Source organism: Phenylobacterium sp., assembly GCF_031984885.1.
Classification (GTDB): domain Bacteria; phylum Pseudomonadota; class Alphaproteobacteria; order Caulobacterales; family Caulobacteraceae; genus Phenylobacterium.
The window spans coordinates 522586-547023 of record NZ_DAMABV010000001.1; the positions used below are offsets into that span (position 1 = coordinate 522586).

General features: G+C 69.6%; 21 protein-coding genes. 6 read left to right on the forward strand and 15 right to left on the reverse strand.

The window, feature by feature from the left end; translation table 11 throughout:
* Positions 1 to 96: 96 nt before the first annotated feature.
* The gene (locus RTL41_RS02545) at positions 97 to 900 is read right to left on the reverse strand and encodes a SapC family protein (protein WP_312161004.1); all 804 of its coding nucleotides are present in this window, start codon (positions 898 to 900) and stop codon (positions 97 to 99) included.
* Positions 901 to 1115: 215 nt separating this feature from the next.
* Here RTL41_RS02545 and RTL41_RS02550 point away from each other — a divergent pair, with 215 nt between their 5' ends.
* Together RTL41_RS02550 and RTL41_RS02555 are read left to right on the forward strand one after the other, a co-directional pair.
* Positions 1116 to 1994 (forward strand): MaoC/PaaZ C-terminal domain-containing protein, encoded by an 879-nt coding sequence (locus RTL41_RS02550; protein ID WP_312161006.1) that lies wholly within the window; start codon positions 1116 to 1118, stop codon positions 1992 to 1994.
* Between the two features lie 89 nt (positions 1995 to 2083).
* Positions 2084 to 2881 (forward strand): phosphatase PAP2 family protein, encoded by a 798-nt coding sequence (locus tag RTL41_RS02555; protein ID WP_312161008.1) that lies wholly within the window; start codon positions 2084 to 2086, stop codon positions 2879 to 2881.
* 64 nt (positions 2882 to 2945) lie between these two features.
* On the opposite strand, the gene RTL41_RS02560 is transcribed toward RTL41_RS02555, so the two are convergent.
* From RTL41_RS02560 to RTL41_RS02575, 4 genes are all read right to left on the reverse strand, one after another.
* A complete protein-coding gene (locus RTL41_RS02560) occupies positions 2946 to 3476 on the reverse strand; it encodes a GNAT family N-acetyltransferase (RefSeq protein WP_312161011.1) in 531 nt (176 codons plus the stop codon).
* Between the two features lie 34 nt (positions 3477 to 3510).
* Entirely contained in the window at positions 3511 to 4386 is an 876-nt protein-coding gene (gene aguB, locus RTL41_RS02565; RefSeq protein WP_312161013.1) for an N-carbamoylputrescine amidase, read from the reverse strand.
* On the reverse strand, positions 4386 to 5396 hold the full coding sequence (locus RTL41_RS02570; RefSeq protein WP_312161016.1) for an agmatine deiminase family protein: 1011 nt from the start codon (positions 5394 to 5396) through the stop codon (positions 4386 to 4388). Before RTL41_RS02570 ends, aguB begins: the two co-directional genes overlap by 1 nt.
* A gap of 123 nt (positions 5397 to 5519) precedes the next feature.
* Entirely contained in the window at positions 5520 to 7958 is a 2439-nt protein-coding gene (locus RTL41_RS02575) for a TonB-dependent receptor (RefSeq protein ID WP_312161018.1), read from the reverse strand.
* Positions 7959 to 8145: 187 nt separating this feature from the next.
* Between RTL41_RS02575 and RTL41_RS02580 the strand changes: the two genes are divergently transcribed.
* Positions 8146 to 9720, forward strand: coding sequence for a glycosyltransferase family 39 protein (locus RTL41_RS02580; RefSeq protein WP_312161021.1), 1575 nt, complete (start codon positions 8146 to 8148; stop codon positions 9718 to 9720).
* Here the strand turns inward: RTL41_RS02580 and msrA are convergent.
* The 5 genes from msrA to RTL41_RS02605 form a co-directional block, all read right to left on the reverse strand.
* Positions 9689 to 10273 (reverse strand): peptide-methionine (S)-S-oxide reductase MsrA, encoded by a 585-nt coding sequence (gene msrA / locus RTL41_RS02585; RefSeq protein WP_312161023.1) that lies wholly within the window; start codon positions 10271 to 10273, stop codon positions 9689 to 9691. The two genes, RTL41_RS02580 and msrA, sit on opposite strands and share 32 nt — an antisense overlap.
* Before the next feature lie 90 nt (positions 10274 to 10363).
* A complete protein-coding gene (locus RTL41_RS02590; RefSeq protein WP_312161024.1) occupies positions 10364 to 11005 on the reverse strand; it encodes a 3-oxoacid CoA-transferase subunit B in 642 nt (213 codons plus the stop codon).
* Position 11006: 1 nt separating this feature from the next.
* The gene (locus RTL41_RS02595) at positions 11007 to 11726 is read right to left on the reverse strand and encodes a CoA transferase subunit A (RefSeq protein ID WP_312161025.1); all 720 of its coding nucleotides are present in this window, start codon (positions 11724 to 11726) and stop codon (positions 11007 to 11009) included.
* A gap of 72 nt (positions 11727 to 11798) precedes the next feature.
* A complete protein-coding gene (locus RTL41_RS02600; RefSeq protein ID WP_312161026.1) occupies positions 11799 to 13646 on the reverse strand; it encodes a monovalent cation:proton antiporter-2 (CPA2) family protein in 1848 nt (615 codons plus the stop codon).
* 153 nt (positions 13647 to 13799) lie between these two features.
* Positions 13800 to 14474, reverse strand: a complete 675-nt coding sequence (locus RTL41_RS02605; RefSeq protein ID WP_312161028.1) for an OmpA family protein — start codon at positions 14472 to 14474, stop codon at positions 13800 to 13802.
* Between the two features lie 84 nt (positions 14475 to 14558).
* Here RTL41_RS02605 and RTL41_RS02610 point away from each other — a divergent pair, with 84 nt between their 5' ends.
* Both RTL41_RS02610 and RTL41_RS02615 read left to right on the forward strand, forming a co-directional pair.
* On the forward strand, positions 14559 to 15494 hold the full coding sequence (locus tag RTL41_RS02610) for a 2OG-Fe(II) oxygenase family protein (protein ID WP_312161029.1): 936 nt from the start codon (positions 14559 to 14561) through the stop codon (positions 15492 to 15494).
* 189 nt (positions 15495 to 15683) lie between these two features.
* Positions 15684 to 17390, forward strand: coding sequence for an ATP-binding protein (locus tag RTL41_RS02615; protein ID WP_312161031.1), 1707 nt, complete (start codon positions 15684 to 15686; stop codon positions 17388 to 17390).
* A gap of 34 nt (positions 17391 to 17424) precedes the next feature.
* Here RTL41_RS02615 and RTL41_RS02620 read toward each other — a convergent pair whose 3' ends face one another.
* Positions 17425 to 18654: a TetR/AcrR family transcriptional regulator gene (locus tag RTL41_RS02620; RefSeq protein ID WP_312161034.1), complete on the reverse strand. Its 1230-nt coding sequence runs from the start codon at positions 18652 to 18654 to the stop codon at positions 17425 to 17427.
* A 65-nt stretch (positions 18655 to 18719) separates the two neighbouring features.
* On the reverse strand, positions 18720 to 20159 hold the full coding sequence (locus tag RTL41_RS02625; RefSeq protein ID WP_312161037.1) for a short-chain fatty acyl-CoA regulator family protein: 1440 nt from the start codon (positions 20157 to 20159) through the stop codon (positions 18720 to 18722).
* A gap of 190 nt (positions 20160 to 20349) precedes the next feature.
* Here RTL41_RS02625 and RTL41_RS02630 point away from each other — a divergent pair, with 190 nt between their 5' ends.
* A complete protein-coding gene (locus tag RTL41_RS02630) occupies positions 20350 to 20556 on the forward strand; it encodes a hypothetical protein (RefSeq protein ID WP_312161039.1) in 207 nt (68 codons plus the stop codon).
* Positions 20557 to 20789: 233 nt separating this feature from the next.
* Here the strand turns inward: RTL41_RS02630 and RTL41_RS02635 are convergent, their stop codons facing one another.
* Genes RTL41_RS02635 through RTL41_RS02645 form a run of 3 tightly spaced genes read right to left on the reverse strand, consistent with a single transcriptional unit; the run spans position 20790 to position 24376 of the window.
* A complete protein-coding gene (locus tag RTL41_RS02635; RefSeq protein WP_312161041.1) occupies positions 20790 to 21155 on the reverse strand; it encodes a YdbL family protein in 366 nt (121 codons plus the stop codon).
* A gap of 11 nt (positions 21156 to 21166) precedes the next feature.
* Entirely contained in the window at positions 21167 to 21349 is a 183-nt protein-coding gene (locus tag RTL41_RS02640) for a YnbE family lipoprotein (RefSeq protein ID WP_312161044.1), read from the reverse strand.
* A 36-nt stretch (positions 21350 to 21385) separates the two neighbouring features.
* The gene (locus tag RTL41_RS02645; protein ID WP_312161047.1) at positions 21386 to 24376 is read right to left on the reverse strand and encodes a YdbH domain-containing protein; all 2991 of its coding nucleotides are present in this window, start codon (positions 24374 to 24376) and stop codon (positions 21386 to 21388) included.
* Positions 24377 to 24438 lie beyond the last annotated feature (62 nt).

The window sequence follows — 24438 nt, forward strand, 5'->3', positions numbered from 1 at the left end:
GCCTACGCGGCCGGGATGACGATCGCGGGACGTGAATTCGAGACGACAGCAGGGCGGCTTCCCTCCCCCAGCGGGGGAGGGAGGGCGTTCTGGTCTTTAGGCGTTGGCGGCGGCCGGAACCTGCGGCGAGCGGGCCATGGCCAGCGCGATCAGGCGGTCCCAGCCGGCCAGCGAGACCAGGTGGGCGTAGATCTGGGCCAGGGCGCCGTTGTCGCGCAGCTCGACATACTTGTCGTGCGGCAGGGCGTTCAGCTTCTCTTCCGAGACGCCGAAATACTCGGCGATGGTCTGCGGCTCGCCGGCGCTGCCGTCAGGGTTGGTCGGGGTGAAGACCGCCTTCTTGGTCTCGAACAGGTCCAGGCCCTTCAGCAGCTCGACGAAGCTCTGGGTGCGCTGGCGCTCCACCTCGTAGTCGTTGCAGAAGTTGATGCAGTTCTGGGTGTACTCGGTCGGCTTGCCGTCCGCGTCGAAGAACAGCATGTCGGCTTCGGACTTATCGACGATGAACTGCGCGGACCGGTCGATGCAGAGCACCATCTGGCCGGCGTTGTTGTCGGTCGCGAAGACGAACGGATAGCGGCGGATGTAGGCCGGGACGTAGACGCCCGGCTCGAACAGGCCGTTTTCCTGCAGGAACATGTTCTGGCCGAGGTTCAGGCCCATGACCGCCAGCGGGATCTTGTCCTCGCCGACGAAGATGATCGGGCCGCAGAGCGAGGAGACGCCGAACTCGGTGACCGTCAGCGGGACGGCGTGGCCTTCCTTGGCGAACGTGAACGGGCCGGGCAGGCTCTTCACGCCCAGGCCCTGGTGCAGGTCGATGGAGAGCGGCTCGGGCTTGGAATAGAAAAGCACGTTGCCGGTGATCTGACCCATGCCGGTCGGGGTTTCGGTCGCCATGAAATACCTTCGATGATCCTGGGCGAATAATGGGGTTGCGCGAGCGGGCGGTTCTTTTGGCTTGGCGCACGGTCTCGAGCGAAGTCCGCGCTTCTACCCGATCGGACCGGCGCCCGCAAACCTGCTTGCGCCCGGCTTGCCTCCGAGCAGGCGAACCGCTTCAATTCGCCTCATTCGATAAGGCCCGCGAAGGCCGACATACCGGAGGATATATTTTGCCCATCTATTATCCCGACATTCTCAATCAGAAGACCCCCGCGCGGACGTTCACCTACGGGGACAAGGACGTGATGCTCTACGCCCTGGGCGTGGGCATGGGCCGCGATCCCATGAACGAGACGGAGCTGGCCTTCGTCTACGAGAAGAACCTCAAGGTCATCCCGACCGCCGCGACGGTGCTGGCCTCGGGCGCCAAGGCGACGGGCCCGGCCCCCGAGATGCCGGCCGGCCATCGTCAGAGCCAGATCAATTTCCTGATGGTGGTGCACGGCGAACAGAAGGTCGAGCTGCACAAGCCGCTGCCGACCTACGGAACCTTCACCGCCGAGAGCCGCACGGTCGGCGCCTATGACAAGGGCGAGGGCAAGGGCGCGGTGATCGTCAACGAGACCGTCTGGACCGACGAGAAGGGCGAGAAGGTCGCCACCCTGACCGGCTCGACCTTCGCGCGCGGCGACGGCGGCTTCGGCGGCCCGTCGGAAGGCGCGCCCGAGCCGCACGTGGTCCCGACCCGCGCGCCGGACCTGTCGGTCGACTTCGCCACCCTGCCCGACCAGGCCCTGCTCTATCGCCTGAACGGCGACCGCAACCCGCTGCACTCCGATCCGGACGTCGCCAAGCGGGCCGGGTTCGACCGGCCGATCCTGCACGGGCTGTGCACCTACGGCATCACCTGCCGCGCGGTGCTGGAAGCGATCACCGACTTCGATCCCGACCAGATCTATTCGCACCAGGCCCGCTTCTCGGCCCCGGTGTTCCCGGGCGACACCATCACCGTCGACCTCTGGAAGGACGGCAAGAACATCTCGTTCGAGGCCCGCGTGAAGGCGCGCAACGCCACGGTCATCAAGAACGGCCTGACCGTCCTGCGGTAGTTCAAGACGGCGTGTCATCCCGGAAAGCCCGCAGGGCTTGGCCGGGATGACACGTGATTTCGAGACGAACCCGCACTAAACAGGCGCCCATGATCCGTAGCTTCAGTATTGTCGCCGGTGCGGTGATGGCCGCCGGCCTCGCCGCCTGCGCCGCCACATCGAGCCCCGACGCGCCGCCCGTGGACGAGAGCCTGGCCGCGCCGCTCAACCCGCCGCCCACCAGCCTGACCGGCTATCTCGCGCACGGCGACATCGACGGCGCGGCCCTGCTGGGCCCGCCGCCGGCGCCCGGCAGCCTGATCGGCCAGGCCGACCGCGCCCGCTACGAAGAGACCCGCGCCCTGGCCGGCTCGGCGCGCTGGAAGCAGGCCGTGGTCGAGAACGACCTCTGGGGCGGCGGAGCGCTGAAGCAGTACGCCTGCAAGCTGGGCGTCGCGATCGACGAGAAGCAGACCCCGACCGCGCTGAAGATCATGCACCGCGTCGAGCTGGACGTGCGCACGGTCGGCAAGCCGGCCAAGGATCACTACGACCGCCCGCGCCCGATGATCGGCGACGACAAGCCGATCTGCATTCCGCGCGAGGACTGGATGAAGACCAACGCCTCCTACCCGTCCGGCCACGCGATGACCGGCTGGGCCTGGGCGCTGATCCTGGCCGAGCTGGCGCCCGGCAAGGCCGACGCCATGCTGGGGGTCGGCCAGCAGATCGGCGAGAGCCGGATCATCTGCGGCGTGCACTACGCCAGCGACATCGAGGCCGGCCGCACCCTGGCCAGCGCCATGGTCGCGCGGCTGCACGGCGACCCGCAGTTCCAGGCCGACATGAGGAAGGCCCGCAGCGAGATCGCCCGCGCCAAGGCCGCCCCGAGCGGCTGCACCGCCTAGGCTGCGAAGGCTGGCCGATCGCTGTCGCGCCATTGGCGCAGGATCAGGCGCTCGGTCTCCAGCCTCACCGGCGGGCCACGTAGACGACGTGGCGGTTCAGCGGATGGTCGGCCGCCAGCCGGGGATGGTCGAAGTCACGGGCCGGGTCGGCGACCATGCCGATCTTCCGCATCACCCCCTGGGAGGCGAGGTTGGTGTCGGCCGTGAAGGCCAGGATCTCCGGGACGTCGAGATTGGCCAGCCCCCAGGCCAGGGCGGCCGAGGCGGCCTCGAAGGCCAGCCCCTGGCGCCAGACGGCGGGGATCATCCGCCAGGCCATCTCGATCCCCGGCCCGACCGGCAGGTCGCCGGCGGGGATGGGGCGCAGGCCGCAGAAGCCGACGATCCTGTCGTCGTCCCGCCGCGCCACGCCCCAGAGGCCGTAGCCATGCTGAGCGATGTGGGCGTTGAGCTGGTCCATCATGGCGTCGCTGCGCGCGCGGTCCATGACGTTGGCGACCCAGTAGCCGACCTGCGGATCGCCGTTCAGCGCCGCGAAATCGGGTCGGTCCTCTTCGCGGTAGGAGCGAAGGATCAGGCGTCCGGTCTGGATCATGCGAGCGAGGTTACATGATCCACACCGGCCCGAGCTAGGCCGGGCGCGGCCCCGTCAACGCCCCGTAGAGGTCCGTGCGGCGGTCGCGGAAGAAGCCCCAGGCAGCGCGGTGCGTCTGCAGGAAGTCGAGGTCGAAACTGGCCTGGACGACGCCCTCCTCCGAGCCCAGCTCCGAGACCAGGTCGCCGCGATGATCGGCGATGAAGGACGAGCCGTAGAAGGTCTGGCCGCCGCCCGGATAGCCGTCCCACGGCTCGAAGCCGATGCGGTTGGCGCCGACCACCGGGATGACGTTGGAGACCGCGTGGCCCTGCATGGCGCGCCGCCACGGCAGGGCGGTGTCCAGGGTCGGGTCATGCGGCTCGGAGCCGATGGCGGTCGGGTAGAACAGCACCTCGGCGCCCATCAGGGCCATGGCGCGGGCGCATTCGGGATACCACTGGTCCCAGCAGATGCCGACGCCCAGGCGGCCGAAACGGGTGTCCCAGACCTTGAAACCGGTGTCGCCGGGCCGGAAGTAGTACTTCTCCTGGTAACCAGGACCGTCCGGGATGTGGCTCTTGCGGTAGACGCCCATCGGCGAGCCGTCGGCGTCGATCATCACCAGGCTGTTGAAGTAGTGCGGGCCCTCGCGCTCGAAGATCGAGACCGGGATCACCACGCCGAGCTCGGCCGCCAGCGGCGCCATGGCGGTGACGCAGGGATGCTCGCGCCAGGGATGGGCCTGGGCGAACCAATGCTCCTCCTGGGCGACGCAGAAATACGGCCCCTGGAACAGCTCGGAGGGCAGGATCACCTGCGCGCCCTGGCCGGCGGCCTGCCGGATGAAGGCCTCGGTCTTCTTGATGTTGGCGGCCAGGTCCATCCCGTACGAGGTCTGGATCGCGGCGACGTTGATCGTGCGGGCCATCAGGCGGGCTCCTGCTGGGTGATGCAGTGGAAGGATCCGCCGCCGGTCAGGATGGCCATGGACGGCAGGCCGATGACCTTGCGGTCGGGGAAGACGCTTTCGAGGGCCTGCAGCGCCAGGTCGGCGGCCTGGCCCTCGCCATAGGTCGGCATGATCACCGCGTCGTTGGCGATGATGAAGTTCATGTGGCTGGCCGGGGCGGCCTTGCCCTCGGCGCCCTCGATCCAGCCGGGCGAGGGGATGCGCACGACCTTCAGCTTGCGGCCGGCCGCGTCGGTCGCCTCGGCCAGGCGCCGGGCGGCGTCGTCATAGGCCTCGATATTGACGTCGCCGCGGCCGAACCCGACCGGGCAGACCACGACGCCCGGCGCGACGAAGCGGGCCAGGTTGTCGACGTGGCCGTCGGTGTGGTCGTTGGCCAGGCCCTCGCCCAGCCAGATGGTCCTGGTCGCGCCGAACGCATCGGCGAACGCGCCTTCCGCGAGCGCCTGCGTCCAGCCGGGGTTGCGGTTGGGGTTGAGCACGCACTGGCCCGTGGTCAGCACCGTGCCGGCGCCGTCATGATCGACCGCGCCGCCTTCGAGGATGAAGTCGTGACTGTTCAGCGGCGCGCCCGACGCCGCGGCGATCTGGCCGGCGACCTCCTGGTCGTGCGGGAACACGTACTTGCCGCCCCAGCCGTTGAAGCGAAAGCCCTGAGCGACGTCGGCCCCGTCCCGCTTGGCGAAGATCGGGCCGGTGTCGCGCAGCCAGACGTCGCCGAAACGGCCGGGCACAATCTCGATCCCAGCGACGTCGCCGAGCAGCCGGCGGGCGGCGGCCTCGCCCTCGTCGCTGCCGGTCATCAGACGCACGCGTTCGCCGCCCGGGCCGGCCAGGGCGCGGGCCAGCGCGGCGACCTCCTGCTGGGCGTCGGCGAGGTATTCCTCCCAGAGGCCCTCGTCATGGCTGGGGAAGCCCAGCCACATGGCGCGGTGCGGAGCCCATTCGGCGGGAACGAGAACGGTCATGGCCTGCCTTCATCCAACGAACGCGCGCAAATGGGCGGACGCAGCCCCCCCGTCAAGCGTCGCATAGAAAAAGGGGCGGCCCGCCAGCGAGCCGCCCCTTCCTTCCAGTCGCCTTTCCGAACCCTAGAACTCGGCGTGCAGGGTCAGGATGAACGTGCGCCGATAGCCCGGCTGGCCCAGGGCCGTGCCGGTCAGGTTGGTGGCGATGTCTCCGATGTAGCGCTCGTCGAACAGGTTCTGGACGTTGGCCTGGAGATAGGTCCCCTCCAGCCCGAGGCGGTCGAGCTTCCAGCGGACGTCGAGGTCCCAGAGCGCGTAGCCGGGGAACTTCTCGGTGTTCACCAGGTTCGTCCAGCGGTCGCCGACGAACTTGCCCTGGACGCCCAGGCGCAGGTCCTCGACCGGGTCCCAGGCCACGCGCACGCCGCCCTGAAGCTTGGGCGTCTCGTAGAGCGACTTGCCCTTGGTCGGCAGGGGCGCGGCCGAGCCCGTGCCGGGGATGTCGTCCTGGATCTCCGATTCGATGTACGAGGCTGAGGCGTAGAAGCTGAGGTCCTCGCTCGGCTTGAAGCCGACCTGGCCGTCGATCCCCCAGAGCTTGACGTCGCCGACATTGGCCGAGAAGGCGATGCCGGCGGGTTCGTCGAACACCCGCTCGATGCGGTTGCTGAAGTCGTTGCGCCAAACCGAGGCGGCCAGCATCACCGGGCCGTTGTTGTAGCGAAGGCCCAGGTCGACGGTCTTGGCCGACTCCGGACCCGGATCGACCAGGATCTGGTCGTAGAGGTCGTCGGTTCGCGGCGCCGACAGGGTCTCCGCGTAGCTGGCGAAGACGGTCAGGTTCTCGGTGAAGTCATAGCTGACCCCAAGGTTGGGCAGCACGTCGTCGTACTTGCGGTTGAACGAGCGAGGCTGGCCATAGAGCAGGCTGGCCGAACTGTTGAGCGTCGCCTGCGGGAAGGTGACCAGCGGCCGGCCGGTGCCGTCGTCGGTGCCGGGCACGATGCGCGGGATCTGGGTCGTGCAGTAGGCGTTGAAGGTGTTCTGCTGATAGCAGAAGTTGGTCAGTTCGCGCTCGAAGTAGGGGACGCGCAGACCGGCATTGAACAGCAGCTTGTCATCGACGAACCGGCCGCGGTACTCGACCGCGAACTGGTTGAGATAGGCCACGGACGAACGGTCGCGGCGGCGGCCGTTGCTCCCGTCGGGCAGCAGCACCGGGCGGCCGCGGCCGTCCTTCCCGGCGAACACGTCTTCAGGCACGCCGTTGGCGTCGAGGTAGCCGAAGTCGCCGGTCTGGCGGTGCTTGGCCTTGTCATACGTGTAGGCGAGGCGGACGCTCTGATTGTCGGCGAACTTCCAGATCAGCGACGAGGTGACGCCATAGCGGCGGGTGTTGGTCGTGTTCGGGCGGTAGAGATAGACGCGGTCGAGCAGGTCGCCGTCGCCATTCAGATCGACGCCCGCGGCCCCGGAATTCCCGATGAGCTGCAGATCGTTTTCCGGGAAGAGCTGGGCGCCGCCGCCGTTGGCCAGGACGTACTGGAACGACGGGTCGACCGTCAGCGTCAGACTATCGCTCAGGCTCCAGCTCGACAGGCCGCGAATATTGCCGGTGTTCGACGGGTTGATGTTGAACGGAGCCCAGGTGCTGGCGCAGCTCTGGACCTGGGCGCCAGGGCCGCCGGCCAGGTTCGAGCACGGAACGTCGTCGGTATAGACCGGGACCCGCCCGGCGGTGTAGTTCGCCAGGTTGACGCGGTTGATGAAATTGTTGCGATTTTCGTTGTAGTTGAAGATCAGGCTCGCCCAGCCGATCTCGCCGAAATCTTGGTCGATGCGGGCGTTGTACTGGGTTTTCTCGATCTGGCCTGCCGGGTCGGCCACCGCGTCATGCGGCTTGAACATGTCGTTCTTGGTGTAGAGGGCCGAGAACCACGCCTTGGTGCCCCAGGGACCGAAGCGGCCCGTCTCCACCGTCGCATAGTAGCGCTGGAAGTTGTCGGAGCCGAAGCCCAGCTCGGCCCGCACCCCGAATTCGTCGGCGGCGCGGCGCGTGACGTAATTGATGGTGCCGCCGGCGGCCGCGGCCGTCGGGCTGTCCACGTCCGTGGTGCCGAGGTTCACCGTGGCGCGGTCGATCAGGTCCGAGTCGAGCTGCTGGTTCGGATATATGGCGTAGTTGCCGCTGTCGTTCAGGGGCACGCCGTCCTGCAGCAGCGCCACGCGCTGAGAGTCGAAGCCACGGATCGTGATGTCGCCGCCGGCCGAGCCGAACGGGTCGTTGTTCGTGAAGTTGACGGCCGGCAGCAGGTTCAGCGACTGCAGCACGGTCTGGCCGGGCGTCTGGGTGGAGAGGAATTCCTGGGTGACCGAGGCGCGGGACTTCGGTTCGCGCTCGGCGACGATCACCCCGGCCTGGTTGGCCGGGCCGAGCGCGCCCGTGACCACGAATTCCTCGACTGTGGCCGTACCCGTAGATTGCGCCATGGCGACACCAGCCGCCAGCACACCGGCCAGCGCAGTCGTCGCCCCGAGGGCGCGCCTAAGCATCCTGTTCATAGATATCCCCTTGTCTTGAGCCCCTGGGGGAGAGCTTTGACTCGTCCCCGAGCGCAGCGCCTATAGCTCGGAAAATTCGCCGGGAGGTGACGGATTCGTGACGAGTGGCGTTACACCCCTGGCGACCGATCAATATGCCGGCGCCTGTCGCTTTACAGACACGCTGGCGCCCGCGATCTTCCCACCGATGCGACCCAAACTGGCCCTGTCCACCGACACGTCATCCGCCAACGGATTCGACCGCCATTGGCGCGCGGTGCTGATGATCACCATGGCGTTGACCGCCGTGCGGATGGTCGCGCTGTTCGCCACGCCGCTGGAGCTCTATCCCGACGAGGCCCAGTACTGGCTTTGGTCGCGGACGCTGGACTGGGGCTATTATTCGAAACCTCCGGTGGTGGCGTGGCTGATCTGGGCGACCACCTCGATCGGCGGCGACGCCGAGCCGTGGGTGCGGTTCTCCGCGCCGCTGCTGCATGCGATCACCACCTTCTGCGTCTATGGGATCGGCCGGCGCCTCTATGGCCCCTCGACCGGGTTCGCGGCGGCGGCGCTCTACCTGCTGATGCCGGCGGTGCAACTGTCGTCGGTGGTGGCCGCCACGGACGCGCCGCTGCTGATGTTCCTGAGCCTGGCGCTGCTGGCCTATGTCGAGCTGCCGGCCGGCGACCATCGCCGGCGGCTGTGGCTGGCCGCGGGCTTCGGCGCGGCCACGGGCCTGGCGTTCCTGTCCAAGTACGCCGCCGTCTACGGACTGATCGGGCTGGCCCTGCACCTGGCGCTCTCCAAGCCGGCCCGGACGGTCTGGACCCTGAAGTCGGCGGGGCTGGCGGCCCTCGCCTTCCTGGTCATCCTGGCGCCCAACCTGGCCTGGAACGCCGCCCACGGATTTTCCACCGTGCAGCACACCGCGGCCAATGCGGCGTGGGGCGGACGCCAGTTGTTCAACTTCGGCGAGCTGGGCGAATTCCTGGCCTCGCAGTTCGGGGTGTTCGGGCCGATCCCGTTCGCGGTGCTGATCGGCGGCGCGGCGGTGCTGGCCGCCAGGCGCAGGCTTGAGCCCGCCGACGTCCTGCTGCTGTGCTTTGCGCTGCCGGCGGTGCTGATCGTCACCGGCCAGGCCTTCATCAGCCGCGCCAACGCCAACTGGTCGGGCGCAGGCTATGCGCCGGGCGTGATCCTGGCCGCGGCGTGGCTGGTCCGCTGGCGCGCCCGCTGGTGGTTGATGGGCGCCCTGGCGCTGCAGGCCGCGGTGGCGGCGGTGTTCCTGGCCTGCGTGCTCCAGCCGTCCTTCGCCGAGACCATCGGCCTGTCGAACGCCTTCAAGCGCGCCAAGGGCTGGGAGCAGATGACCGAGGCGATGGCCAACCGCGCCCTGCGCGAGCCGCCGAAGTCGCTGAGCGCGGTGGCCGTGAACGACCGCTTCCTGTTCAACGCCGCCGCCTATTACGGCCGCGACTATTTCGGCAGGAACGGCGAGCCGCCGCTGAAGATGTGGGTGCGCGAGGCCCATCCGCAGAACCAGGCCGAGACCGTCGCCCCGCTGACCGCCGCCGACGGCGGGCGCGTGCTGGCCGTCAGCCTGGAGCAGGTGTTCATCGAGGAGATGAAGGCCGACTTCCGCGCCACCTCGGACGAGGAGATCGTCAGCATCCGCCTGGACAACAAGCGCAAGCGCAAGGCCGAGCTGTTCATCGCCGAGGGCTTCGATCCCGCCCCGCGCGACCCCGTCACCGGTAAGCCGATCCCCAGACGGCCTTGAGCGCGCGGTCGCGTCCGCAGCCGATGCGATAGGCGTTGTAGCTGGCCGGGTTCCGCTTGGCGTAGTCCTGGTGATAGGCCTCGGCCGGCCAGAACCCGCCGCCGGTGAGGATGCGGGTGGCGACCGGCTTGCCCAGGGTCTTGGCGACCTGCGCCTTCACCGCCTGGGCGGTCGCGGTCTCGGCGGCGTCGGCGACGAACACGGCGGTCGTGTAGGACGGCCCGCGATCGCAGATCTGGCCGCCGGCGTCGGTCGGGTCGATGTGATGGAAGAAACCGTCGACCAGCCTGGCGTAGCTGATCCTGGCGGAGTCGTAGGTGACCTTGACCGCCTCCAGGTGGCCGCGGTGGTTCTCGTAGGTCGGGTTCTTCAGCGCCCCGCCGGCATAGCCCGAGACGGCGCCGGTGACGCCCGGCAACTCCTCCATCGCCTTCTCGATCGACCAGAAGCAGCCGCCCGCGAAGACCGCGGTCTTCAGCGGGGCGGCCGTGGCGACGGAGGCCGACAGGCAGCCGAGCACGGCCAGGGCGAGGACCTTGCGCAGGTTTCTCATGAGTTCAGCATCTCACCTTGAGGCGGCGGGGCAAGCCCGCCGCGGACTGGTGGAGATACGGAGGCCGCGGCCGCTTGGACGCCTTACGCCTTAGACGGCGACCTCGAACTCGGCCTCGGTCTTGGCCTTGACCTCGTCGACGCTGACGCCGGGGGCCAGCTCGATCAGCTTCACCGGGGCCTTGCCGCGGCCCACCTCGAAGACGCCGAGTTCGGTGATCAGCAGGTCGACCACGCCGGCGCCGGTCAGCGGCAGGCTGCATGCCTTGAGCAGCTTGGGCGCGCCCGACTTCTCGCAGTGGTCCATGACCACGACGACGCGCTTAACGCCCGCCACCAGGTCCATGGCCCCGCCCATGCCCTTGACCATCTTGCCGGGCACCATCCAGTTGGCCAGGTCGCCGTTCTGGGCCACCTGCATGCCGCCCAGGATCGAGAGCGCGATGTGCCCGCCGCGGATCATCGCGAAGCTGTCGGCGCTGGAGAAGTAGGACGAGCTCGGCAGTTCGGTGATGGTCTGCTTGCCGGCGTTGATCAGGTCGGCGTCCTCTTCGCCCTCATAGGGGAAGGGGCCCATGCCCAGCATGCCGTTCTCGCTCTGCAGCGTCACGTGCATGCCCTCGGGGATGTAGTTGGCGACCAGGGTCGGGATGCCGATGCCCAGGTTCACATAGAAGCCGTCGCGCAGTTCCTTGGCGGCGCGGGCGGCCATTTCGTCACGGGTCCAGGCCATCTTACGCGCTCGCCTTTTCTTCGCGGGGGCGGGTTGTGACCCGCTCGATGCGCTTCTCGTAGACCGCGCCCTTGACGATCCGGTCGACATAGATGCCCGGCGTGTGGATGTGGTCCTTGTCGATGGAGCCGATCGCCACGAGGTTCTCGACCTCGGCGACGGTGACCTTGCCGGCCGTGGCCATCATCGGATTGAAGTTCCGGGCGGTCTTTCGATAGACGAGGTTGCCCTCGGCGTCGCCGATGTGCGCCTTGACGATGGTCAGGTCGGCGGTGAGGCCGCGCTCCATCACATAGGTCTCGCCGTCGAAGTCGCGGACTTCCTTGCCCTCGGCCACCAGGGTGCCGACGCCGGTCTTGGTGAAGAAGGCGGGGATGCCGGCGCCCCCGGCGCGGATGCGCTCGGCCAGCGTGCCCTGCGGATTGAACTCCAGCTCCAGCGCGCCCGAGAGGTAGAGCTGCTCGAACAGCTTGTTCTCGCCGACATAGGACGAGATCATCTTCCTGATCTGGCCGCTCTCCAGCAGGATGCCGAGGCCGAAGCCGTCGACCCCGCAATTGTTGGAAACCACCGTCAGGTTCTTGACGCCGGACTCCTTGATCGCGCCGATCAGGTTCTCGGGGATGCCGCAAAGGCCGAAGCCCCCGGCCATGATGGTCATGCCGTCAAAGAGCAGCCCAGCCAGGGCGTCCACGGCGTCGTTGCGGGTCTTTCCAGCCATGAGGCCCCTTTAAGCTGCAATCGGCCGGTTGAGAACCGGGCCGGGCGAAAAAATTCATCAGATGGCGAAGAACTACTCCGCCAGCGCCTTCGGCGTCTTCTTCATGGCGTTGGCCGCCTCCTCGTTGAGCGCCTCGCCGCCCTTGCGCGGGACGGAGAACGGCTCGGGCGTCGGCGTCGCGATGTTGCCCCGCATCAGCCAGCGGCCCTCCTCGATGCCGCCGGCCACCTGCAGTTCGAGCCGCTCGGTGTCGCGCCGGCGGACGTCGCGGGCGATCTCGGCGGCCTCGACCTCGTCGACGCCCAGCTCGATGAGGACGTTCTTGCCGAACACCAGGGCGGATTCGAAGGTCTCGCGGATCTGGTAGTCGACGCCGGCCTCGATCAGCCGCAACGAATGGCCGCGGTCGAAGGCGCGCACGAACAGCTTGGCCAACGGGAACTCCGACTTGACCAGCTCGACGATCTTGTCGGCGACCTCGGGCTTGTCGACGCAGACCAGGATCGCCTCGGCGTGGGTCGCGCCCGAGGCGCGCAGCACGTCCAGCCGGGTGCCGTCGCCGTAATAGACCTTGAAGCCGAAGGAGCCGGCGGCGCGGATCATCTCGACGTCGGTCTCGATCAGCGAGACCTCCATGCCGCGGGCCAGCAGCGGCTGGCTGACCACCTGGGCGAAGCGGCCGAAGCCGATCATCAGCACGCGGCCTTCCAGGTTGGCCGCCAGTTCGACGCCGTCCATCGACTCCTTGGGCGCCGGCAACAGGCGGTTCAGCACGATCACCACCAGCGGCGTCAGCGCCATGGACAGGATGACGACCGCGGTCATGGCCGCGCTGGTCCGCCCATCCATCACCCCGGCCGAGACCGCGGCGGCGTAGAGCACGAAGGCGAACTCCCCGCCCTGGGCGAACAGCGCAGCCCGCTGGATGGCCTCGCGGTGGCCGGCCTTGAACAGCCGCGCCACGCCGTAGATGCCCGCCGCCTTGACGACCATGAAGGCCAGCACGCCCAGCACGATCAGGCCCCACTCGGCCGTCACCACGGCCAGGTCGAGCGACATGCCGACGCTGAGGAAGAACAGGCCGAGCAGGATGCCGCGGAACGGCTCGATGTCGGCCTCGAGCTGGAAGCGGAAGGTCGATTCCGACAGCAGCACCCCGGCCAGGAACGCGCCCATGGCCATGGAGAGGCCGCCCCACTGCATGAAGAGGGCGGTGCCCAGCACCACCAGCAGGGCCGCGGCGGTCATGATCTCGCGCGCGCCGGTGCGGGCCAGGATCTGGAAGAAGGGATTGAGCAGCCAGCGGCCGGCGGCGATCACCACGGCGATGCAGCCGAGCCCGATCAGCAGCCCGAGCCAGGCCGGGCGTCCGTCCTCGACGGCGCCGCCGCTCATCGAGCCCAGCACCACGACCAGCGCCAGCAACGGCACCACCGCCAGGTCCTCGAGCAGCAGGATGGAGATCGCCCGCTGGCCGGCCGGCGTCGAGGTCTCGCCCTGCTCGTCCAGCATCTTCATGATCACGGCGGTGGACGACAGCACGAAGCCGCTGGCGCCGATCACCGCCGCCGCCGGCGGCAACCCGCCGAGGATGGCGACGCCCGACAGCAGCGCGCAGCACAGCGCCACCTGGGCGGCGCCCAGGCCGAAGATCTCGCCGCGCAGGCTCCAGAGCTTGCTGGGCCGCATCTCCAGCCCGATGAGGAAGAGGAACAGCACGACGCCCAGTTCGGCCACGTGCAGGATGGCTTCAGGGTCGGCGAACAGCTTGAGGCCGAAGGGGCCGATCACCAGGCCGGCGGCCAGGTAGCCCAGCACCGAGCCCAGGCCCAGCTTGCGAAACAGCGGCACGGCGACGACGCCGGCGGCCAGCAGGGCGACGGCGTGCCCAAGGTTCATGCCCGCAGCCTCGGCCGCCATCGACGCTCCTGATACCTCGCCCGCCCCTCCGAGCGGGGCGGTCTTCACGCGTATGTGGTGTCAAAAGGCCGGGAGGCGCAACCGCGCGCGGGGGTGTCGGCGGCGCGAAATCTCAACGCGCCGCCTGGGCGAGCAAACGGCGAAGCCGCGGCGTCAGCCCGTATAGGGCCGCAGCACGATCTCCACCCGCCGGTTCTTGGCGCGGCCGGCCTCGGTGGCGTTGTCGGCGATCGGCTGGGTCGAGCCGCGGCCTTCGACATAGAGGCGGTCGCGCAGCACGCCGCCGCGGCCGGTCAGGTAGTCGGCCACCGACAGGGCGCGGCGCTCGGAGAGGTTCTGGTTGTAGTCGGCGCGCCCGGTGGAATCCGCGTGGCCGATCACGTCGATCAGGGTCTGCGGATAGTTGTTGAGGCTGCGGGCGACGTCGTCGAGCGCCCCGTAGAACTGCGGCTGAATGTCCGAGCGGTCGAACCCGAAGGTCACGTCGCTGGGCATCTGCAGGACGATGTTGTCGCCCTGGCGCTGCACCTCGACGCCGCTGCCGGCCAGTTCGCGGCGCAGCTCGGCCTGCTGGCGGTCCATGTAGTTGCCGACGCCCGCGCCGGCCAGCGCGCCGATGCCGGCCCCGATCAGCGCGTTCTTGCGGCCCTGCTCGCTGCGGTTGGTGTTGGTCAGATAGCCGAGCGCGGCCCCGCCGAGCGCGCCGGCGATGGCGCCGGTGCCGGTGTTGTTGCGGACGACCTGTCCGGTGTAGGGGTCGGTGGTGGTGCAGGCGGCCAACGCCCCTGCACCCAGGATGCAAGCCCCGAGGGCGGTCAGTTTGCGCATAGGCGATCTCCTCGATCGTGGAACTCAGGTGCGAACGCGACCACTACGGTCAAGGTTCCCGCTCGCCGGGACGAAGGTTCAGACGTGACGACAGAGACGATCAAGCCGGTTTCGTTCAAGCGCTTCGACCGGGAGTTCGACGGATTCGCGCAGGACCTGGGCGGTTCGTTCGCCCGCTACGGCTTTGCGGTGATCTCCGACCACGACCTGCCCCAGGCCCGCATCGAGGGCGCCATCGCCGCCGCCAAGGCCTTCTTCGCCCTGCCCGAGCAGATCAAGCGCAGCTATGTCGTCGGGACCGGCGGCCAGCGCGGCTACACCCCGTTCGGCATCGAGACGGCCAAGGGCGCCCAGCACTTCGACCTCAAGGAATTCTGGCACATGGGCCGCGACCTGCCGCCCGGCCATCCGTTCAGGGCCTTCATGCCCGACAACGTCTGGCCGGCCGAGGTTCCGGCGTTCCACAGCGAGATCGCCTGGCTGTTCAGCGCCCTGGACGGCCTGGGCCGGCAGGTGCTGGAGGCGATCGCCGTCTATCTGAAGCTGGACCGCGGGTTCTTCGACCCGACCGTGAACTTCGGCAATTCGATCCTGCGGCTGCTGCACTATCCGCCGACGCCGGCGGACGGCCCGAACATCCGCGCCGGCGCGCACGAGGACATCAACGTCATCACCCTGCTGCTGGGCGCCGAGGAGGCGGGCCTGGAGGTGCTGGACCGCGACGGCCAATGGCTGGCGATCAACCCGCCGCCCGGCTCGGTGGTCTGCAACATCGGCGACATGCTGCAGCGGCTGACCAACCACGTGCTGCCCTCGACCACCCATCGCGTGGTCAATCCGGCCCCCGAGCGCCGCGGCTTTGCGCGCTACTCCACGCCGTTCTTCCTGCACTTCAATCCGGACTACGAGATCCGCACCCTGCCAGGTTGCGTCACGCCCGAGCATCCCGACCGCGGCCTGGCCCCCATCACCGCCGACGAGTTCCTCAAGGAGCGCCTGCGGGAGATCAAGCTTCTCTAGAGTGGATGCGGAACCCCTTTGGCCGGGAGGGATTTCCCCAGGCGCCGCGCGATGGGCGCGAAAAAATCCCCAAGCTCGACAGTTTTCCACAACTGATCGACCAAGGGTTGCCGAACAGCGTTCGAATAAAGACGGAAATTTAACTCTGCGGCCCCATGGTCGCGCCCAAGAAGACGGCGGGGGATAAACATGTCCAAGCCTGGATCGGCGGCGCAGGCCGAGGCCGCGCGCCTGACCGCCATCGCCACCCTCGATCTGGACGAGCTGAAGCCGACCTTCGAGCGCATCGGACGGCTGGCCCGGGCCTTCGCGCGCCTGGACCTCGGCGACGTGGTGATGGTCGGCGCCGAGCGCACCTGGCACGCCAGCGTCGGCCCCAACTGGACCGACGAGCAGATCTATCGCGACCAGTCGTTCTCGGAAGTCGTGGTGGGCGAGGACGAGCTGCTGTGGGTCGCCAACGCCCTGGAGGACCAGCGCTTCGCCGCCCATCCGCACGTGACCGGCCCCGAGGGCGTGCGCTTCTACGCCGGCGCGCCGATCCGCCTGGCCGACGGCCAGCCGATCGGGGTGGTCTGCGTCGCCAGCCGCACGCCGCGGCCCTATGACGGCGACCTGGCCAGCTACCTGATCGACTTGGCGGCCATCGCCTCCAACGAATGCTCGCGCCACCACGCCCAGCGCGACCTGGTGAGGTTCGCCGGCGAGGCCGAGGCCGCCAACAAGGCCAAGAGCGAATTCCTGGCCAATATGAGTCATGAGATCCGCACGCCGCTGAACGGGGTGATGGGGATCGCCGGCGCCCTGGCCAAGACCGAACTGACCCCGCACCAGGCCGACATGGTCGAGCTGATCGAGACCTCGGCCCAGACGCTCGAGGCGTTGCTGACCGACATCCTGGACCTGGCCCGGATCGAGGCCGGCCGCATGGAGATCCGGCCCGAGCCGTTCGACATGGCCACCTCGGTGAGCGCCTGCGCGGCGCTGTTCGAGGCCACCGCCCAGGCCAAGGGACTGGAGCTCAAGGTCGAGATCGAGCCCTACGCCCAGGGGGCCTTCGAGGGCGACGGGCCGCGCATCCGCCAGATCCTGACCAACCTGCTGGGCAACGCCGTCAAGTTCACGGCGCAGGGCGAGGTCAGGCTGACCGTCGGCGCCCGGCGCGACGAGACGACGACGCACCTGACCTTCACGGTCGCCGACACCGGCATCGGCTTCGACGAGGCCACCCGCCGGCGGCTGTTCAGCCGCTTCCAGCAGGCGGACGGGTCGATCACCCGCCAGTACGGCGGCACCGGCCTGGGCCTGGCCATCTCGCGCTCGCTGGCCGAGGCCATGGGCGGCGAGCTCAGCGCCACCGCCATAGCCGGCAAGGGCGCGACCTTCGTCCTGAGCCTGGAGCTGCCGCGCCGCCACGGGGCGGTGGAGATGTGGGGCGAGCACGAGGACGCGGGGCCCGAAGAGGCCGAGCTGGACGCCATGCGCGTGCTGCTGGCCGAGGATCACCCGACCAACCGCCGGGTGGTGGAGCTGATCCTGGGCGCGGCCGGCGTCGACCTGATCTCGGTCGAAAACGGCGCCGAGGCGGTGGACGAGGCGGCCCGCGGCCAGTTCGACCTGATCCTGATGGACATGCAGATGCCGGTCATGGACGGCCTGACCGCGATCTCGGCGATCCGCCGCCGCGAGGCCCGCGAGGGGCGCCGCACGCCGATCTACACCCTGACCGCCAACGCCATGCCCGAGCACGCCGAGGCCTCGGCGCGGGCCGGCGCCGACGGCCACGTGACCAAGCCGATCACCGCCGAGCGGCTGTTGCACGTGGTCGAGCAGGTCTGGGCCGAGAAGGCGGCCAAGGCCGCCCAGGACTCCAACGTCGTGGCGCTGCGCGCCTAGCGCGCGCACTCGATGCCGGGATGAGCGGCTTTTTCTAGCGCGAGAATATCCCCATCAGCAGCGGCCGGGCGAACACCGCCGGGGCCGCCTTCTGGGTCACGCCGGGCAGCCAGAAGGTCAGCTCCGAGCCGGCATTGAGGGTGGCGTTCAGCATCTGGGCGGCGATGGCGGCGTCCACCGGGCGGATCGAGCCCTCGGCGATGCCGTCGGAGATCATCGAGGCGAAGCGGTCCGACACCCGGTCGGAATGGGCGACCTGCTCGATGCGGATCTCCTCGGGCAGCGCCGCCAGGGCCGACACCCGCAGCAGCGGCCCGTAGGGCGAGAGCTGGTACTCGGCCAGGGCGGCGGCGGCGCTGGAGATGCGCAGCCACTGGTCGCCCTCCAGCCCCATGGCCAGCCGCTGGACCCGGCGCATCACCTCGAAGGTGCGGTCGAAGCAGGCGACCACCAGGTCGTCCTTGGCGTCGTTGTGGTGATAGAACGAGCCCTTGGTGACGTTCAGCGCCGCCGAGATCTTGTTCACCGACGCGCCGCGATAGCCGCGCTGGTTGATCAGCCGGGTGGCGGCCAGCAGGAAGGTCTCGCGGCTCATCTCCGGGCCTTCGTGCGCCGCCAGTTCGGAGAGCGGCGCCGGCGCCGGGCTCCATTGCGCGCCCTCGGCCGCCAGGCCGCCGACCAGGATGTCGAAGACCCGCTCGCGCACCCGCGCATAGTCCTCGGGATCGTACTTGTGCAGCCAGGCCCCCGACCAGAACAACTGGGCCAGCAGCATGTGGGTGCGGGCTGTGCGGCGGCCACGGCTGAGCCAGACCAGTTCGGGCGCGTCGAACAGGCTCCGCACCTTGCGGAAGACCTTGGCGAAGGCCTCGATCACCTCGGCGCGGCGCGGCTCCTGGAGGGCGCGGACATCGGCCAGGCTGGGCAGGGGCGAGCCCTCGCCGATCGCCATCAGCCGCACGCGTTCGAAATAGAGGTCCAGCAGCCGGTGCAGCCGCTCGGCCGGCGCGGGCTCGGTCACCGCGATCTCGGCGGCGTCCTGCAGCCAGCCGATGCCGCGCAGCATGCAGGCCGCGGCCAGATCGTCCTTGCGCTTGAAGTAGTAGGTGACGCTGGTGGTCGAGAGCCCGACGGCGGCCGCCGCGTCGGCCAGGGTCAGGCCCTTCACGCCGCGCTGGTTCAGAAGGATGGTCGAGGCGTCAAGGATCGCGTCGCGCTTCTTGCGGAAACGGTCCGTCGCACGCACGCCCTTTTTCTCAGCCATCCCCGATACGCCCTGACACGCCCTCCGGCCCCTTCTCTATCGCAAGCCCCTTGCCGCGCAAGGCGTCAGCCCGACGCAAACGGATAGGGCGAGATCGACTTGGTGAAGTCGTCGACCATCAGTGTACGGTTGATCGGCTCGGCGGCGCGCTGCGGGCAGGCCGGGCGCTCGCAGATGCGGCAGGCCGGGCCGATGGCGGTGGCGACCGGATCGCGCAGGTCGATGCCGCGCGAATAGACCAGGCGCTCGGCGAACTTCAGCTCGCAGCCCATGCCGATGGCCAGTTCGGTGTCGTCGGCCGCATAGGGGGTGGCGAAGCGGCTGACCGTCCGCGACAGGGTGAAGTAGCGCTGGCCGTCGGGGGTCTCGACGATCTGGGTGGCGATCCGGCCGGGCGAGCGGAAGCTGGTGTGGATGTTCCAGCGCGGGCAGGTGCCGCCGAACCGCGAGAACGGAAAGGTCGCCCCGGCGAACCGCTTGGAGATGTTGCCGGCGGAATCGACCCGCAGCATGAAGAACGGCACCCCCCGCGCGCCGGGCCGGGCCAGGGTGGTCAGGCGATGGCAGGCCTGTTCGAACGACACCCCGAACCGCGCGCGGATCAGCTCGATGTCGTAGGCGGTCCGCTCGGCCGCCTCATGGAAGCCTGCGTAGGGCATCAGCACCGCCGCGGCCAGGTAGTTGGTCAGCGACACCTTCAGCAGGCCGCGGGTCGGGCGGTCCGGCGGTCCGGACCGCTCGGCCATGGCGTCGAGCAGGGCGCCGTATTCGAGGATCGCCAACTGGTAGGCCAGGGCGAAGGAGCGCCCCTCGTTGGTCAGGGCCTCGGACAGGAACAGCCGCTTGCGGTGGTGGTCGTAGCGGCGCACCGATTCCGGCAGCACCTCCAGCGGCACGACCCGCACGGTGACGCCGTGGCGGCCGGCCAGCCGCTCGCGGGCGGCGATGGCGAAGTCGAGCGGCTCGTGGGCGAGTTCGCCGACCAGCTCGTCGGCGGCCTCCTCCAGCTCGGCGAAATAGTTCTTCTGGGCCTGGAAGAAGTCGCGCACCCAGTCGGACGGCAGCACCGCCGAACCGGCCGAGGCCCCCTCCTCCGGGCGGCCGATGGCGCCCAGGTCGGTCAGGCGCCGCTGGTCAAGATAGGCGCGGTAGAGCCGCACGATCGCCTCGGAGACCCCGGGCGCGCTCTCGGCCACCTCGGCGATCTCGTGGCGGGCGACGCCGAGGTCGCGGAACATCTGGTCGGAAAACACCTCCGACAGGCCGGTGGCGCCGCCGTCCTCCGGATCGGTGGCCAGGCTCTTGAGGTCGAGGTCATAGGCCTCGGCCAGGCGCAGCAGCACCTGGGCGGTGACCGGCCGCTGGTTGCGCTCGAGCAGGTTGAGATAGCTGGGCGAGACCCCGAGGTCCTCGGCCATCCGCGTCTGGGTGAGCCCCAGCTCCCGCCGCAGCCGCTTGAGGCGCGCGCCCAGGAACAGCTTCCGGTCCGTCGTCGTAGGGGCCATTTTGTCGGATTGTCACAGTTTTACATCATTTACAAGGTCGGGCTGTGACATGTGAGCCTTGTTGCATCCCAAGGCCTCTTCGCCCCAAGCCACGCAAGGTCTAGGTTCGATCGACGGTTTGTAAAAGCCGTGAGGAGCAGGTTCAGTTCAAAAGACTCGGTTCCGGCGAAAGCCGGGGGAGCAAGAGACCATGACCAAGGAACGGTTCTGGGTTGTCGGCGGGGAATATAGCTGCCTCGCCTTCACCAAGCTGAAGAACGGCGCGCCCCAGGTTCTGGGGCCGTACGAGACCCGCGACGAAGCCAAGGAAGCCTGGCGCAAGGTGTCCACCGAGACCCGCAGCCAAGCCACCACCCGCTTCGCCATCGCGTCGGAACAGCTCGTACTTCCGGCCTAGAGTCAGGGCGGCGCCCGATTGTCTCTCCTTGAGCCCGCCCAGGCCTTCTGGGCTCGGGCGGGCTCACTTTTTTCCGAGTTTTCAGAGATCCGGGGCCTCCGAAAGGAGGGCGGATAGGGTGACGGGCGGGGAAGCTAAAATTCGGTCGCTTCCCCGCCCCGATCACCTGGAATGCAGAAACGAAAAGGGCGTCCCGCGGGACGCCCTTTTGCTTTGGCCCAAGCGCGCCGGACCTACTTCTTCACCCAGGCGCCGCCGGCGTCCTGGTAGAACTCGCCCGGCTTCAGCTTGGCCTGGACCACGCTGCGAAAGGCCGAGGCGCCGGCCGCGGCCGGGCTGACGCCGTTCTGGGCGGCGGCCTGGGCGTAGAGCTGGCTACGGCCGGCGTTGATCTCGGCGACGGCGGCGCGGACTTCGCCGCTGGCCGCGCCGGCGTTCACGAAGCCCAGGAAGCCGTCGCTCTGCTCGCCGACCACGCCCTGGGCCTTGGCCGCGTCGACCGCGGCCTTGGCGGTGGCGGGATCGGCGTGGGCCGCGCCCGCGAGCGCGAGGGTGGCGACCACGGCGGCGACGGGGGTCATCAGATTGCGAAAGGTCATGCTCATACCCCTTAGAACAGGTTCGGGTTCTGTTGGATCAGCGCCTTGACGTCGTCATCGAGGCGCAGCCGGACGTCGGCGTCCAGCTTGGCGTAGATGCTGATCGGCGCAACTTCCACCCGCACCGTGGGCGTACATGCGCTCGACAAGGCCGCCCCGGCCAGGACCGCCACGACGGGCAGGGTTTTGGTCATTCGGTGGTCTCCAGATTTCACGGCCAGGTTGGACCCTCACGGCTGAACGGCTTGTGAACCGCGCAGGGCTTGGTAGTCGGCGAAGTCCTTCAGGATCTGATCGAGATTGAGCGAGGTATCCAGCGTCAGGTCCACCTTCGTCCCGGAGGGAAGCGGCAGGGCCCTGTTCAGGAAGTCGCGGCGGATCAGGTCCATGAGGGTCAGGCGGATCTCCTGGCGCTTGGGCGGCGTGTGCTCGCCCTTCAGGTGCATCAGCACCCCCAGGCGCCCGTTCTCCAGGCTGTTGACCTCGGCGTCCAGGGTGTCGAAGGCCAGATATTCCATGGCCTGGTAGGCGAACTCGCTGAAGGCGTTGACCTCGCCGGCCGGCGCGGCCGCCGGCAAGGGGACCTGCGGCGCGCCCTCGACCGCCGCGCCCACCACCGCGCCGCCCTCGCTGGCCACCGGCGTCAGCGCCTCGCGCAGGATCGACAGGCGGCCGGGCTCGATCGCCCGCAGGGTTCCGCCCGAGACCCGCACGCCCTGCGGCGTCACCTCGAACGGCACGCGGCCGTTGAGCCTGGCCTCCAGGTCGACGCGGTCGCCGAAGGGCGAGGCCTCGACCAGGTCCTTGATCTGGACGCCCTGGATGTCGAGCACGCCCGTCCAGGGCTCGTCCGGGTTGAACGGCAGGGTGAAGGGCTCGAAGGCGAGCGTCCCGCCGCCCATGGCCAGATGCGCCCCGCCCACGGTCACGGCGTCCGGCGTGAGGCCGAAGGTCACGTCGACATCGGTCAGCGGCACGAGGCTGCTCACCGTCTCGGCCTTCAGCACCTGCCCCGGCGCGGCGGTCAGCGGGATCAGGCTGTCGAACTCCGCGCGGCCGGCCAGGCCGCTCACCGGCCCCATCGGGCTGATGAAGTCCAGGCGCTCGACGATCAGGGTCCCGTGGCTGGCGGAGGTTCCGGGCGCCCAGGAGATCTGCCCGCCCAACCGGGCGCGGCCGCTGGCCGGAGACGCCACGATCGCCGCCATCGGCGAAAGCCCGATCGGCTGCAGGCCACCGTCCTCGAACACCAGCATGCCGGTGTCGAAGTCGAGGGCGCCGCGCCCGTCCGCGGCATGGCGCAGGCCGCCGGAGGCGAGCGGCCTGCCGGCCATGTCGCTCACCGCGAAGTCGGCCAGCCAGCCGCCGGCCCGCGCCGTCGCCGTGCCGCGGGCGCGCACCGGCCGGAACCGGGTCTCGGCGGCCGCGTCGTCGATCCGCGCGGCGCTGACCAGGACCTGGCCGTCGACGTCGGCGCCCGAGCCCGACAGGTCGATCAGGCCGGCGGCGTCGGAGAGCCTGGCCTCCAGGAAGGGCATGTCGGCGCGCAGCGCCCTGGCCTGGCCGCGCACGCGCCAGGCGCCGCCCTTCAGGCTGAGCAGGGGCGCGGCGGTCGGGCAGACCTGGCCGTCCAGCTTCTCCAGGTCGCTGTCGCCCAGCTCGACATGGGCCGCCGACAGCGCCACGCAGCGCGCGGCGACGAAGTCGACCGTCTGGCCGGACACGCGCAGCTCGCCCGCGGCGTCGATGGCGCCGCCGCTGACCGGCGCGAAGCCGCCCTTCGCCTTCAGGGCGGCGCTGGCGGTCAGTCCGTCCTTGGTCAGGCGGTAGCGGTCGACCGCGAGGCTGGCCTCGGGCAGGCCGCCGCCGCTGACGGCCACGTCGAAGCCGCCGGCGCCGTCGACGTAGACCGGCCTGCCCGACCTCTGGGAGAGCGTCAGCTCGCCGCCGCTGGCGGTGCGCACATGGACCGGGACGCCCAGGTCGACCGACACCCCCTGGCGCGAGGCGTTGATCGCCAGCGAACTGGCGGTGAGCTGGAAGTCGGCCAGGGCGCGCTTGAGGGCCGCCGTCTCCGGCGGGTCGGAGGCCTGCGCCGCGCCCAGGCCCGACCAGCCGCCGCGCGAAGAGGCCGCCCCGCGCAGGGCCACGTCGACCCGGTGGCGGTCGAAGGCGACCAGGCCGCCGAACTCGCCGCGCGCGTCGGACAGCCTCACGTCCCCGCCCTCGGCGCGGGCGGCGGCGAAGCGGGTGCTGACCTCGCCCGAAACCACGTCGCCGGCGGCGCGGGTCCAGCGCAGGTCGCCCAGCGACGCCTCGCCCTTCAGGTCATGGATGGCGAAGCCGGCGACCTTGCCGCCGCGGGCGCCGACCTGGACGTCGCCGTCGCCATCCAGCGCCAGGGTCTCGATCCATCCCTTGGAGATCCCCTCGAAATTGGCGACAAGCTGCAGGTCCTCGACGCTGTCGGCGCCGAACGCGGCCTGCTCGCCGGCCAGGTCGAGCCGCGCCATCACCCGGCCCTCGCCGCGCTTCCGAACGAGGTCGGGATAGGGCGCCTGGACCGACAGCCGCAGCCGCCCGCCCCGCGCCTTGACCTCGCCCGCATCGAGCGCGGCGACCGGCGCCAGCAGCAGGACGTCCACGCGGTCGCGGGTGGTCGCCAGCTTCAGGCTGGCCTCGCCCAGGTCCGCCGTCAGGCCCTCGCCCTTCAGCGCCACCGGCTCGAGACGGGCGTCCAGCGCCATCAGCCGGCCGCCGGCCAGGCGGCCGTCGGCCCGCAGCTTCAGCAGGCCGTAGTCGGTGGCCAGCCGCATCACCCCGCCATGAATCTCCACCCGCGGCTGCGGGGCCTCGGGCCTGGGCGGCTGCCGGCTGAACTCCTCGATCAGCGGGTCGAGGGAGCCGAGCCGCAGCTTGCCGCCCGTGAAGGCGCCCTTCAGGACCGGCCGGTAGAGCTTGACCGAATGGACCTGGACGCCGGGCGGCCGCCTCGCCCAGAAGCCGGTGAGGCCGTAGCGGACCTCGACGCGCTCGACCGAGACGTCCGGATCGGCGGGGGCCCCGGCCCGCACCCGCGCCGTGAAGCCGCCGAACCCGAACTCGCGGAACTCGACCTCGGCGGGAACCCCGCGCGCCTCCAGCCAGCCGACCAGCAGCTCGCGGGCGATGGCCCGGCGGGTCAGGTAGACGCTGCCGCCGACGACCACGGCGACGATCACGCCTGCGGCCAGGACGGTATGGGCCCGGCGCCATCTGCGCCGGGCCGCCCGTGACGGCGGAC